The sequence below is a fragment of the Sphingomonas sp. DC5200-1 genome, from assembly GCF_049897245.1.
Taxonomy (GTDB): Bacteria; Pseudomonadota; Alphaproteobacteria; order Sphingomonadales; family Sphingomonadaceae; genus Sphingomonas; species Sphingomonas aquatilis.
On the sequence record NZ_JAFCVW010000001.1, the window covers coordinates 1 to 11521 of the forward strand.

Genomic DNA, 11521 nt, shown 5'->3' on the forward strand with positions numbered 1-11521 from the left:
AGCCCGCACCCTCTGGGTGATCCATGAAACGCGCCCCTCGCAGCCTTCAACACCATGTTTTATATAGGAAATATAATGGTCAGGACAGCGAAATCAGCGCCTTACTTGGGAAATGTGGGTTTAGGCGAAACAGCTTGCAGCTGATCTTGTAAGAAGTGCCGACCGCCAGCGCGGGGCCGGTCAGACCCACGCTCAACGTGGTGGCGTCGACCGCGACGACGTCACTGATGACGTAGCCGGGAAGCACCTGGGTCGGCGCGAGGTAGAGGCTGTCGCTGGCGACGATCCCCATGGCAGCTGGCACGGTGACGAGAACGCGGCGCGCACCGGCCGCCACCGTCACATTCACCGTCGCCGTCTGGCCGATCGTCACCGTGCCGAGGTATGCGCTGGCATCGCGCCCCTTCAGGCTGGTCAGCCATGCCGCAGCAGTGCCCTTGAACCCAAGCTGCTGCGCGAGGTCGAACGCCGAAGCACCGGGCGGGCCGCGTAGCGCCGGATCCTGCGTCGGATCGCTAACGACGAGCATGCTGAGCGGCTGCCCCATTGGCAGCACCCCCCGCGCGATCAGAACCGCGGCTGGATCGTCATAGGAGGGCGGCGTCAGCGAGAACGCCAGCCGCATCATCCCATGCCCCGCGTCCTCGATCCGCATGTAGACGCGGCTGTTGCGTGGCGTCGTTTCGCGGATCATGACGCCGACGGATCCTGCGCCACCTTATTGTGGCTGGGCCACCACTTCCCGTCATCGCCGACGATGACATAGGTGTGAGCATCGGCGACGGTCATCGCGACGACGCGCCCGCGCCCAGCCGGTGCGCCGATGCTATCGGCCTGCGTCCACGCGCCAACCTCACCCCACATATGCGAGGGCGAGACCAGCGGGCGGCCGGCAGTTGCGACCAGGTCCGATTCGAACACCCGCGCGAAGGTGACGCGGTATGCGCCCCACACGCCCGTCGTTTCGTGCCGTGCCCAAACCCAGGCCCCCGCCTCAATTTGCCCGGCCGGGATCGTGCCACCCGGGCCCGTCCTATCCGCATTGGCGAGCAGGATATGTGCGGTCTCGATCGGGCAGCCACCGCCGCCATACCCGCCACCCCCGTCGCCGCCCGGCGCCGTCGGTTCGCTCGGATAGGTGCCGTCGGCGTTCGCCGTCGTCATTTGGCGGATGATGACGTAGTTGCTCGACGCACTTTCCGTCAGCGCCGGGGCCGACACCGCGACGAAAGTCTGCGCCGCCATGTCCCATAGGACGATGTACGTGTTCCCCGGCGACAGGCCTGTGATCGTCTGAGCCGGGAACGAGAGGACTCGGCCGTCGTCGATCGTAGCATCAAAGGCTTGGATCGTGATCGTGTCGGCCGTGCTGTCGAGCGGATAGGCGACCGACTGGCGGACGATCGAGAACGCTGCTCGATCGCCTGCAACAGGCGCAGCCACGCCGTCGAGATCCGCGGTCGAGCGCAGCATGGGGATGGGCGGCGCGACTGCCGTCTGCCCCAGCGCGAAGGCGTGCTTGCCCGGCGTCTCGCTCATGAGCGTGAAGCGCCAGGCCATCCGGTCGGGCATCGGCTGACGCTTCAGGATGACGCACGGCATCTGAGCGAGCCCATCTTCGGGCAGGTCGACGATCAGCAAATCACCTGGGCCATAGCGGCGCAGGCGCGGCTTCACGACGATCTCAATTTCGCCGAGCTCGCGCCGATCGACTAGCTCGTAAGCGGCCAGCTGCGCCGCCTGGTCCTTCTGCTGGACGAGGTTGTACTGTCGCTCCTCGCGCTTCACCTCCCCATCGACGTCGACGTATGCAGCGACCTGCACCGGTTCGGTCGACGCGACATATTCCCATTTGTGATCGCGGCTGCGGTATTTGGGGACGAGGGTGTTAAGCCGCTCTTCCCAGCCCAGGCCAGAGGCCGCTGACACCTCGTCGTCGGCGAGGTCGACCGCGGTGATTGTGTCGAGCGCGATCCGCGGGGCGCTGATCTTCAGCCCCAACCGGCCACCGCGGAAACACGGCGTCGCGCCGCCCGCGGCGAGAATGTCCTTCAGGTTCTGCCATCGCGTCGACGCGGTCGAAATAGCGGGTTCGAACACGACGCCCCCGACCTTCCACCCGTTGGCATCGCAGACGTTCGCGAGGTGGACGAAGTCCTCGACAATCACGCCGTCGATGGGCAGGCCGATGCCGGCGACCTTCTGATAGGTCGATTGCGACACGCGAGGATCGCGATGGAAGGTGCCGAGCGCATATTTCAGGGCGACGAGGCCCGGCGATTCGCTGAACGCCCAGGTCGCGCGGGCCGCGTCGTGCCCGGCTGTATCCGACGGCACCGCCCAGCGCTGCGCGCCCGAGCCGCCGGTGTACGTGCTGTCTTGGCGCGGATCCCATACCTTCTGCCCGCGCCAGATGGCGCCGAGCTGCGGCACGCCGGAGGCGAACACCTTGCCGTTGCGGTCGAACAGCAGGCTCCACGCGATCGCGGCATAGCCGGACATGCGGTAGCTGCCGCCCCAGCCAGGAACGCCGCCCCAGCGCGACGCGAGCGCTGACGGTTCCGGCACATTGCCCACCTGCACCGACGCGGAGAGGAAGCCAGAGGCATAGCCCGAAGCGTTGCCGCCGCCCGACGGGATGCCGAGCGACACGAAGTCCGCCTGCGCATCGACCAGCCCCTGCACCGGTCCGCCGCCCGAATAGACGTCGACGATGAAGGCGTAGGGGTTGGGCACCTTGTTGAGCGTCGGGCCGTAGCCGATCTGGTGCTCGCGGTTTCCGCCGTAATAGGTCTCGCCGATGAGCCAAGGCTGCGGCTGATCCGATCCGATCGAAATCCCGTTGACCGTGCCGCGCGCGGGCGGGGGCTGGGCGGTAATCGACGCGCCGACATTGGCGACAAGCGCGATGGCCGCCGCTGCAGCCGCGATCGGCTGCGCGCCAGGGATGAGGGCCGCGACGGTCGCGACGACGCCCGCCACCTTTCCGACGGCAGCCAGCACCCCGCTCACAAGCGCCACGCCCCAATGAACGGCGAAGGGCCGACCGGCACGATATTGACCAGCCCCAGGTCGAGATGGTCGACATGATAGCCCATGACCTTGCCGCCGACGGCAACGACGATGCCCCCCAAACCATCCGCCCCTTCCATGAGGGCGAGATCGCCTATCCACATGGAGGCAGGCGCAACGCGCGGGAACAGGCTGTCGAGCAGAGACGCGAGATCGGCGTGCCCGGTTGCCGCCAGTGCGCGACGCGCCCCGGTCGGCGAGCGTATGTCGGGAATGGGCGGGAGCTTGTGGCCCATTGCGCGGCCCTGCGACCGTGCGAGGTGGATGCACGTCCGCCGCGCCACCCAGTCGAAGGGATTGCCACGGAATCGGGCGGTCCCCCGTTCCGTCGCCGCGACACGCTGGGCGAGGTCAAGCACTGGTGTTGCTCGCCACGACGCCGCGGGGCGGCGATGCGATACCCCAGGCAAAATTCGCCTCGAGGCCAGTGCCGTTGTCGAAGCCCTGCTCGCCGGGGAAGATCGAGGAATGGAAGGCGCTCGACAGGACGTTGCCCTCCACCTTGGCGAGCAGGCGCTGAGCGGTGCCGACCATGTTGATCGCCAGGCTGCGCTCGCCCTTCTTGCTCTTCAGGACGGTGCGGTCGAGTTGCCAGTCCGCCTGGAGGTCCGGCGCGCCGACGATCTGGCCGGTCATCTGGTCGATCTCGGCGATCCACATGCGGACGCGCGCGCCCTGAAACGCTGGGCTCGACAGGTCGATCGCCGCCTGCCCGCCGGGCGGGAGCATCGTCAGCGAGCCGGAAGGGATGACATCGCCGACGCCTTCCTCTGGCACATCGAACGACCCGATGGCGCCGAACCGCGGATCGGCGCTGACATAGACGTCATCGCCCCACTTCACCGTCCCGCCATCGCACAGCAGCAGCGTGTATCCGGGCAGCTCGGCCTTCATCATGCCGCAGAGCAGGATCCTGTCGATCATGCGGCCTCCGTCAGCGTGAAGGTGAAGGAAACGGTCCGGTTCGCAGCGACCGGATAGGAGAAGTCATCGACGATGATCCCCTCGATGCGCGGTTGCGCGAGCTCGACGACATCGCCGACCGCGAGAGGCGCGCGCAGCATCGGCGTGACCTGCAGGGTGGCCGTGCCGTCCTGCGCGAACTGCACCTCGGCGTCGACGCTGTGGAGGTAGCGTTTGCCGCCCGAGACGATCGACAGCCACTGCCCCTCGCGGACGACACCGCCCGCCTGGCCGCCGGCGATCGGCAGGATTCTGCCTCCCACCGTCACCGCCGCGACCACCGGCGCGCCCGCGGCGCCCGGCCGGAAGTCGACCTGCGGCATCCGCATGAAGGCGCCCTCGGTCTTCGCGCGCTTGATGCGCGACGCCCAGATGCGTCCGGCAGGCTCCGCACGCATGGCGGGCAGCACGAAGTCCACCGCGTGCCGGTTGCCCAGCCGGTCGACGCGCAATACCGCCGCGCCCGTCGAGGGCGTCAAGAAGCCGCCGAAGTCGATCAGACGCGGGGTGTGCGCTGCCGCGGCGAGCGGCGTCAGGTCGATCATCGCAGCGTCTGCCGCGCGCGGGTCGCCTGCGCACGGCCCGCGGCGCCGACGGTGCGGATCGAGACGTCGCCGGCTTCCGACCGGACCGTCGGCCGGAACAGCGCGCCTTCCTCGACGGCCAGCACCACGGTCGCCGGGCCGCCCCGATCGTTCGCCGGGTTTACATGGACCCGCTCGTTTGCGCCCACCATCGCACGCGGGATGCCATTGACGGAGAGGACATTGCGGTCGATGCCGCTCCGACCGCCGACGTTGAAGAACCCGCCGGTCGCCAGCTTCGGCAGGCCGCTCGAATCGGGGATGAAGGGCATGGGGCTAAGCCCGGCACCGGCGAACGGACTGGTGTAGCTGCCGCCGCCACGCTTCCCCATCAGGTTGCCGAGCAGCGAGAAGATGCCGCCGCCCGAACTGCTGCCGGTGCCTTCCGACCCGCCGAACAGCCGCTGCGCCAGCGGCTTGATGATCATCTGCTGCACCGCGATCCGCGCCAGGTCGGCGATGATCGAACTGGCCATGTCGGCGAAGACGGACGTCAGCGACTTGCTGCCCATGATCGCCTCCGCGAGCCCATCGTTCAGGTTCTTCAGGCCATCGGTCGCGACCGCCTGATATGCCTCGTTCAACTCCGCGGCGTTGCGCGGCATGCTGTCGAGGTACTGGCCGAGGGGGCCGGCATTGTCGCGCTCGGCGCGCTGCTGCGCGAAGGCCTTCAGCTTGTCGAGCACCGTCAACCGCGCGCGTGCGTCCTCCTTTTCGCGTGGCGTGGCGGTCGCGGAATCGACGATCGCCTGCTGCGCGAGCTTCAGCTGTTTGAATTGGAGGTCGAGCAGCTGCAATTCGAGGTCACGGCGTTCCTTCGCGGTGCGGGCGAGGCCGGACTGGGCGTCGAGCAGATCCGACGCATCAGCGCTGATCCGCTCCTGATGCTCCAGCTCCTGACGGGCCAGTTCTTCCTGATCACGACGATGCAGGAGGCGGGCTTTCAGGACAGCCGTCTCCTCGACAAGGCCGGATAGCTGCGCCTTCTGCTCGGCCGTCAGATCACGATCGCGCGCGATCTCGTCGAGACGCGCCTGCTTATCGGCGTCGAGCATGGCCTGCTCGGCGTTGACCCGCTGATCCTGCGTGATGGCAAGGTCAGCCTCGCTGCGAAGCTGTTCGGCACGCTCACGGGCGAGATCGCGCAGAAACCGTTCTTCGTCGCGCGCGGCCTTGTCGGCCATGCGCTTTGCCTCGGCCGCCGCGCGCTTGCGTTCGCTCTCCGCCTTGTTGGCCGCCGCGGCATCCTCGCCATCGCCGGTCTTCCGCAAGCGGGACGAGCCGGATGGGGCGTAGAGGCCTCCATTCCAGCGCTTGCCCAGGGATTGGAGCCCGGCCTTGTCGCGGGCGCGGTCCTGCGCCGCGAGCCGGTCACGAAATTGTCCGGCCAGATTGGAATTTGGCGAGACGTCGCCGGTGAAGCCGAGGCGACGTCCGAACGTGCGTTCGTCGAACTGCTGGGCCGCGCGCTGTAGGTTGGGCAGCAGATTGCGGACCTGATCGATACCGTCGAGGATGTTGGCGATCGATTCTCGGGTCCAATTCGCGTCTTCCCGGATACCAGCGAACGCACCTTTGGCGCCTTCCAGCAGCGGGTCGAACGCGTGGTCGAGCGTACCGAAGAGGGCGCTCATCTCGTCAGCGCCTTCGCCAGCCGAGCGGGTGATGGCGCTGAACGCGTCGGCCGCGACCTGCGCCAGCTTGGCGATCTCGTCGGCGTTCTGCGCGACCGCCGAGGCGAACTGCGCATCCATGATCATCTTGAGCGTGTCGAGCTGATCGTTCGCCACGCCCGCGTTGCGAATGACATCGTCGCGCAGAACGATACCGAGATCCTGCGCCTTTTGCGCCAAGAGGTCGAAGCCGGAGGCGCCGGCGCCAAGCAGGCCGGTCAGGGTGCCGGCAGACTTGCCGAATATCTGCAGCGCGGTCGCGTTGCGTTCCTGCACCGTGGGCAGTTTGGACAGGCCGTCGAGCGTCTGGCGGAAAGCGACATCGAAATCAGCGCTGGTCACGCCCAGATCCCGGAAGAGCTTGACCTGCTTGTCACTGCCGGACTGCGCGAGGCCCAGGGTCTTCGTGAACTTTTCCAGCGATTCGTCAGCGGTTTCGACGCTCGATCCGCTCAGCTGCGCGGCGAACCGGAACTCCTGGATGAGCTTGGTGCTGGCGCCGGTACGATCGGCGAGATCGGCGATGGCGTCGGTATAGTCGAGCGCGCGCTTTGCCGCCTCGGCAAGCTCCTTCAGCGCGAGAGCGGAGCCGATGCCTGCCAGCGCACCGGTGAGCGTGCTCGCCGCCGCCTCGGCGCTGCCGAAGTTCGATCGCAGTTTGGTCGCCAGCGCGGACGAGCGAACCTCTGCCTGCTTGGCGCCGCTCTCGAACTGGGCCGTATCGAGCCCCAGGACGACGCGCAGGGCGCCAATGATCGACCCTCCCGCCATCCTATTCCCCCGCGCCAGTCGCCGCCGCAAACGCGGCGAGGTTGAACGTCATGTCGTCATCGGATTGCGGCTCTGCCGGATCGCCGAGCAGATCGGCGAGCGGGGGCAGTGTCTCGGCACGGTAGAGGACCGCGGTGTGCCAAGCCTGCGACATCGCCAGACGCTGGCGCTGCTTCATCGCCTCCGCGCGCCCGCGAATGAAGGCGCGGATTATGCGGGGCGTCTGTGCCCAGAACGCCTCAGGCGAGCCGCCAGCCTCGCAATATTGCTCCAGCAAATCGAACCAGCCAGCGCGAGGCTGGCTTTCCGAGGGTGGCTGCTATCCCCACCCTCCGCTGCCAGGCCGAACGCGCCGCGAAGGCCGGCGAGGACCGCATCCTTGGCGCCGGCATAGCCAAGGTCCTCGATCAGGCTCTCGGCGCGCGCCAGCGAGGAAGGATGCTCGGCTTGCATGCCCGCCCAGATCATCGCGCGAACATTCTGCAGATCCACCGTGTCACGCTCGAGCGCGAGGATGATCGCGTCCGTCGTGCTGTTCATGGCCGCTTCTGCGAGGCAGAGAGCATTGACGTCGAAGACCAGCCGGAACATCCGGCCCGCGGCAAAGACTGTCGCCTCGCCGCGGAGGGGGTTGGCGCCCATTACGCGGCGAACGGCCCCTGAATCCATTTGCCCGACGCTTTGACCGTCAGCGTGGCCGCTTGCTTGCCCTGCACTGGCTGGTCATCGGGTTCATAGCCGGTGACGATCCCGATGCCGGCGGTCTGCATTTTCTGCGGGGTGCCGTCGTTCTTTCGACCATTCGACGTAACCTTCATCGGCAGGTTCAGTCCCGATGCGACAGCCCGGAGAAACAGATCGTCGGTTTCGCTTCCGGGCACGCGATGAACCTGAACGGTCAGCTCGCCAGGATCAGCCACCCCCTCGCCGATGAATTCCATGATGCCGTCAACACTGTCGTGCGTGGTGGTGTCGATGGTCCCGCGGGTGAGGCTGGGCGCTTTCACCGACAGAACCTCAGCGGCCTTTTCCAGCGGGCCGGTCGGTGCGGCAGGGTCAGCGATATAGAAAGCTGCCCCGAAATTCTTCTCTGCCATAGGTTCCTCCGTCAGGCCGGCAACGGCCGATTGGTCACGATCCAGTCCATCCGGCGCCGGTAGACCTTGCGGCCCCCGCCCAGATCCTCGGTGCCGCCGCCATCCTCGCTATCGAGGAAGCAGGGGCCGATTTCCCATTTGCCCGCGGCCTGCGCGTCGATGACGCTGGTGGGCTCGATCGCCGGGATCAGTGCCCGGCTGATCGCCAGCGCCTGCGCCTTGTCGAGCGACCAGACATCGACCTGCACGCGGCTCTCGCTGAGCCCGTCGAAGCCGTCGTGGGTGTATTCGCGGCCCGGCGACACCAGTGTCAGCACGGTTGCGGGGTAGACGTCCTGCGGTCGCTCATCCCAAACGACCTTCGGGCAGAGCGCTTTGAACGCGGCGTTGGCGAGCAGCTTCGCGCGGAGGGCTTCTTCCATCGTCAGCCTCCGCGGCGCTTCGCGAGGCGCGCTGCCGTCTTCTCGATCTCCGGCCCCAGCTCTTCGCCGATCCGCACCATGACTTCAGTCTGCTCGGCGTCCCAAGCCGGGCGCATGTACGGCTGCGCGCGTTGGTCATGGGTGCCGAATTCCTGCGGGACCGCCGCGGGGTTGTTGGGGCCGACGAACATCTCGACGGTCGACTTCGGCGCCTTCTTCGCCATGCGCGCCTGGCGACGGGTCAGCTTCGTGCCGATGACGATCGATGCCTGAAGCGCGCCGCTAAGATACGGCGCCAAGCGCTGCGCATGATCGCGGAGCGGTTCGGCTGCGCGCTTCAGCACACGGCGCAGCGTGGCCTTACCGACGGTCTTCGGCAGCTCACCGAGCGCCGCGTCCAGCTCGCGCAGGCCCTCCATGCGGATCGAGAATTTCACGCCGACTGCCCGCTCGGGTTCGTCGTGATCTCCAGCCCCTCACGGCGCCCAATCTCAATCACGCCGCTGATGGGATAGACCTGCCCCTGATAGACGACACGGTCGGTCGCCCCGCCGGTCACCATGTCGGCGAGCTTCGGCGTCCATGCGACCCGCCAGACGACCTCGCGCTGAGCAGCGGTGCCGCCAGCTTTCCACGCCTCGATCGCACGCTGCGTGAGCTGCTGAGCCCAAGCGTTCTGGAGAACGGCGAACGTTTCTATTTCAGTGCCGAGCGCGTCCTCGATGCGCGTCGCGCGCTCAATGCGGATGCGTCGGTCGAGCGGTCCCTTCTTCATACGCGCCGCAACCGAAGGCTGCCGCATAGGCGGCGCGCCGCCTCTTCCGCTTTCGCGAAGATCTCGCCGCCTTCACGGTCTGCATCATAGGCGCCGATCAGCAGGAGCATCGCGCGCCGGATATTGCCGGGAACGCTCGCAACATCGGGATAGCCAGCCGTGATTGTGACGGTGAGCGACTCGTCGGTGCAGGATAGTGGCCACACGGTGCCGACGGGTGGGTAGATGCGGGCGGGTCGCCTGCTGGTATCCAGACGTGCGCCAGCGACTGGGGTGCCGCCCGGCCCGGTCACAGTAAGCGCGGCACCAGCTGCGATCGGCCACGCGCGCAACTCGATTGCTCGGCCGGGGACCCGGACTTGCTCGGTAACCTCTTCCGTCGACAGCAGCCGCCCCGTGTAATCTTCGACCCATGCCGCGGCATCGGCGATCCAGCCGATCAGATCGTCATCGCGCGAGACATCATCTGCCTCGAGCTTTACCTGCCGGCGAGCATCCTCCAGCGTAACGGGAATGGCCATGGGTCACCTCGCTCGCTGGAGGGATGTCGGCGCCGCGCGAGATCCGCTCGGCGTTCGTGGATCAGCCCTGCGCGGCCAGGTTCTTCTCGACCGCCTCGTGGCCCTCGATCGTCGGATCGTTAAAATCGATGCGGTTCTGCGCGGCAGTAGTGCCCGCGCGCGGATCATTGTCGACCGCGGGATGATCCATGTCGACGTCTGGGACGATCTGCTGCGGAGCCCCCGAGGTGTCGATTTCGGTGGCCGGGGCGACGGCCGCCTTGCTGGTGTTCCTGTCCATGAAGTCCTCCTGGGTTCACCGAAACCGTGGCGCGCCGCGGCTTCGAAGAACCGGGCCGACGGGAGTCGGCCCGGCGGAGGTTAGGCGTTCGCCGCGACCTTCAGCGCCCGCATCGGTTCGGGGTTGTGGACGCCGCCGCCGACCCGCTTCGTGGTGTAGAAGTGGACGAACGGCTTGTTGGTGAACGGATCGCGCAGCACGCGGATGCCGATGCGATCGACCACCAAATAGGTGGCCTCCATGTCGCCGTAGAGCGCCGCGATGTTGCCCGCGCCGACGAGCGGGAAGTCGGGATGCTCGACAATCGGCGCGCCGGCGAGGGTCTGGGGCTGACCCGACGCATACGACGGCTGCCACAGATAGTTGTTCTGGCCGTCCTTCAGCTTCCGTGCGGCACCCATCGTCAGCCGGTTCATGTGGAACTTAGCATTGGCGGCGAACTGGGTCGGCAGGTCATACATCAGGTCGAGCAGACCGTCGCCGGTGAGGGCCGCCGCCGCGCCACTGTTCTTGACCTTGATCGCGCCATACGGGTGGCGGGCTGCGTTCGCCGCACCCTCGACATAGGTCAGCACGCCATAGGGCTTGTTGACGCCGTCGCCCGAGGTGAAGCCAATGCCCTCCTGTCGGGCGAACTCGGTGTCAACCTCGCTGCCGAGCCACGCTTCCAGGTCAACCGCGGCATCGTCGAGCAGCTGCTGGGTGATGGCGGGGTTGGCGTAGAGCTCGCCGGGGGTGAAATCGAGGACGCCGATCTGGGGCGTGGTAGTCGCGGGCCGGCTGGCGGTCTCGCCGACCCAGCCCGATCCGACGTTGCGGTCGCCAAAATACTTCTTGAAGCCGGCGACGCTAATCGTGATCACGCGGCTCTCGGCGCGCATCGGACTGATCAGCTTCAGCTTCTCGCCGATGGTGCGATCCCACTCGATCGGCGCAAGATAGCCGCCGTCGGCATCGGTCCCCTTGTTCATCGCCGCTTGGAATTCGGCGGAAGCCTTGTCACCCTTGCGCATGTGCGCCTTAAACGCAGCGGTGTATTCCGGGTCCGCCTGGATGTCGCCGATAACGGCGCCGTTGCCGAGCTTGGCTGCGGCGGTAATCTTCGCCTGCTCGTCGACGGCATCTTGCAGCTCGCCGAGCGTCGCGTTGATCTTCTCGAGGTGCTCGGTAGTGACGACGTCGGTCTTACCGGCCTTGATCTCGGCGATCGCTTCGTCGTTCTTCTTCTTGAACGCCTCGAACGTGGTCAGCACCTCGTCGAGGGTGGCGGGCTTCTTGGGCTCGGGATCGACCTTGGCGCGCACGGCGACGAGGCCCCGGCCCGTCGCGGCAACGCCGCGCAGGGTGGTCATGGTCTTCATGT

The 11521-nt window shown here is 67.0% G+C and carries 15 protein-coding genes; all 15 read right to left on the reverse strand.

Translation table 11 applies throughout. The annotated features are described in order from the left end of the window. Window positions 1-79: 79 nt before the first annotated feature. The 15 genes from ACP7A3_RS00005 to ACP7A3_RS00075 all read right to left on the reverse strand — a co-directional run bounded on the left by ACP7A3_RS00005 (window position 80) and on the right by ACP7A3_RS00075 (window position 11519). Window positions 80-694, reverse strand: a complete 615-nt coding sequence (locus ACP7A3_RS00005) for a hypothetical protein (protein ID WP_426290043.1) — start codon at window positions 692-694, stop codon at window positions 80-82. Further along, window positions 691-3012, reverse strand: a complete 2322-nt coding sequence (locus tag ACP7A3_RS00010; protein ID WP_426254492.1) for a hypothetical protein — start codon at window positions 3010-3012, stop codon at window positions 691-693. The genes ACP7A3_RS00005 and ACP7A3_RS00010 overlap by 4 nt, the downstream gene beginning before the upstream one ends. Beyond that, the gene (locus tag ACP7A3_RS00015) at window positions 3009-3431 is read right to left on the reverse strand and encodes a DUF6950 family protein (protein ID WP_426254493.1); all 423 of its coding nucleotides are present in this window, start codon (window positions 3429-3431) and stop codon (window positions 3009-3011) included. The genes ACP7A3_RS00010 and ACP7A3_RS00015 overlap by 4 nt, the downstream gene beginning before the upstream one ends. Beyond that, window positions 3424-3996, reverse strand: coding sequence for a hypothetical protein (locus tag ACP7A3_RS00020; RefSeq protein WP_426254494.1), 573 nt, complete (start codon window positions 3994-3996; stop codon window positions 3424-3426). The genes ACP7A3_RS00015 and ACP7A3_RS00020 overlap by 8 nt, the downstream gene beginning before the upstream one ends. Further along, window positions 3993-4580 carry a hypothetical protein gene (locus ACP7A3_RS00025; protein ID WP_426254495.1) on the reverse strand — a complete coding sequence of 196 codons (588 nt, stop codon included), beginning with the start codon at window positions 4578-4580 and terminating at the stop codon, window positions 3993-3995. Before ACP7A3_RS00025 ends, ACP7A3_RS00020 begins: the two co-directional genes overlap by 4 nt. Then, complete coding sequence (locus ACP7A3_RS00030; protein WP_426254496.1) at window positions 4577-7063, reverse strand: phage tail tape measure C-terminal domain-containing protein; 2487 nt, start codon at window positions 7061-7063, stop codon at window positions 4577-4579. The genes ACP7A3_RS00025 and ACP7A3_RS00030 overlap by 4 nt, the downstream gene beginning before the upstream one ends. A gap of 1 nt (window position 7064) precedes the next feature. Next, a complete protein-coding gene (locus ACP7A3_RS00035; protein ID WP_426254497.1) occupies window positions 7065-7241 on the reverse strand; it encodes a hypothetical protein in 177 nt (58 codons plus the stop codon). 32 nt (window positions 7242-7273) lie between these two features. After that, complete coding sequence (locus ACP7A3_RS00040) at window positions 7274-7654, reverse strand: hypothetical protein (protein WP_426254498.1); 381 nt, start codon at window positions 7652-7654, stop codon at window positions 7274-7276. Between the two features lie 50 nt (window positions 7655-7704). Continuing rightward, window positions 7705-8160 carry a hypothetical protein gene (locus ACP7A3_RS00045; protein WP_426254499.1) on the reverse strand — a complete coding sequence of 152 codons (456 nt, stop codon included), beginning with the start codon at window positions 8158-8160 and terminating at the stop codon, window positions 7705-7707. Window positions 8161-8171: 11 nt separating this feature from the next. Next, complete coding sequence (gp17, locus tag ACP7A3_RS00050; protein WP_241891372.1) at window positions 8172-8582, reverse strand: tail completion protein gp17; 411 nt, start codon at window positions 8580-8582, stop codon at window positions 8172-8174. Between the two features lie 2 nt (window positions 8583-8584). Next, window positions 8585-9019 carry an HK97-gp10 family putative phage morphogenesis protein gene (locus tag ACP7A3_RS00055; protein ID WP_426257123.1) on the reverse strand — a complete coding sequence of 145 codons (435 nt, stop codon included), beginning with the start codon at window positions 9017-9019 and terminating at the stop codon, window positions 8585-8587. Continuing rightward, window positions 9016-9357, reverse strand: coding sequence for a phage head closure protein (locus tag ACP7A3_RS00060; protein WP_426254501.1), 342 nt, complete (start codon window positions 9355-9357; stop codon window positions 9016-9018). Before ACP7A3_RS00060 ends, ACP7A3_RS00055 begins: the two co-directional genes overlap by 4 nt. Then, window positions 9354-9878: a head-tail connector protein gene (locus tag ACP7A3_RS00065; RefSeq protein WP_426254502.1), complete on the reverse strand. Its 525-nt coding sequence runs from the start codon at window positions 9876-9878 to the stop codon at window positions 9354-9356. Before ACP7A3_RS00065 ends, ACP7A3_RS00060 begins: the two co-directional genes overlap by 4 nt. 61 nt (window positions 9879-9939) lie before the next feature. Continuing rightward, window positions 9940-10158 carry a hypothetical protein gene (locus ACP7A3_RS00070; protein WP_426254503.1) on the reverse strand — a complete coding sequence of 73 codons (219 nt, stop codon included), beginning with the start codon at window positions 10156-10158 and terminating at the stop codon, window positions 9940-9942. Between the two features lie 80 nt (window positions 10159-10238). Beyond that, a complete protein-coding gene (locus tag ACP7A3_RS00075) occupies window positions 10239-11519 on the reverse strand; it encodes a phage major capsid protein (RefSeq protein ID WP_426254504.1) in 1281 nt (426 codons plus the stop codon). Window positions 11520-11521 lie beyond the last annotated feature (2 nt).

Coding starts and splice junctions, on each gene's coding strand:
- ACP7A3_RS00065 (WP_426254502.1), bottom strand. CDS start 9,878: ATGGCCATTCCCGTTACGCTGGAGGATGCTCGCCGGCAGGTAAAGCTC.
- ACP7A3_RS00045 (WP_426254499.1), bottom strand. CDS start 8,160: ATGGCAGAGAAGAATTTCGGGGCAGCTTTCTATATCGCTGACCCTGCC.
- ACP7A3_RS00070 (WP_426254503.1), bottom strand. CDS start 10,158: ATGGACAGGAACACCAGCAAGGCGGCCGTCGCCCCGGCCACCGAAATC.
- gp17 (WP_241891372.1), bottom strand. CDS start 8,582: ATGGAAGAAGCCCTCCGCGCGAAGCTGCTCGCCAACGCCGCGTTCAAA.
- ACP7A3_RS00075 (WP_426254504.1), bottom strand. CDS start 11,519: ATGAAGACCATGACCACCCTGCGCGGCGTTGCCGCGACGGGCCGGGGC.
- ACP7A3_RS00030 (WP_426254496.1), bottom strand. CDS start 7,063: ATGGCGGGAGGGTCGATCATTGGCGCCCTGCGCGTCGTCCTGGGGCTC.
- ACP7A3_RS00025 (WP_426254495.1), bottom strand. CDS start 4,580: ATGATCGACCTGACGCCGCTCGCCGCGGCAGCGCACACCCCGCGTCTG.
- ACP7A3_RS00040 (WP_426254498.1), bottom strand. CDS start 7,654: ATGTTCCGGCTGGTCTTCGACGTCAATGCTCTCTGCCTCGCAGAAGCG.
- ACP7A3_RS00060 (WP_426254501.1), bottom strand. CDS start 9,357: ATGAAGAAGGGACCGCTCGACCGACGCATCCGCATTGAGCGCGCGACG.
- ACP7A3_RS00035 (WP_426254497.1), bottom strand. CDS start 7,241: ATGAAGCAGCGCCAGCGTCTGGCGATGTCGCAGGCTTGGCACACCGCG.
- ACP7A3_RS00020 (WP_426254494.1), bottom strand. CDS start 3,996: ATGATCGACAGGATCCTGCTCTGCGGCATGATGAAGGCCGAGCTGCCC.
- ACP7A3_RS00005 (WP_426290043.1), bottom strand. CDS start 694: ATGATCCGCGAAACGACGCCACGCAACAGCCGCGTCTACATGCGGATC.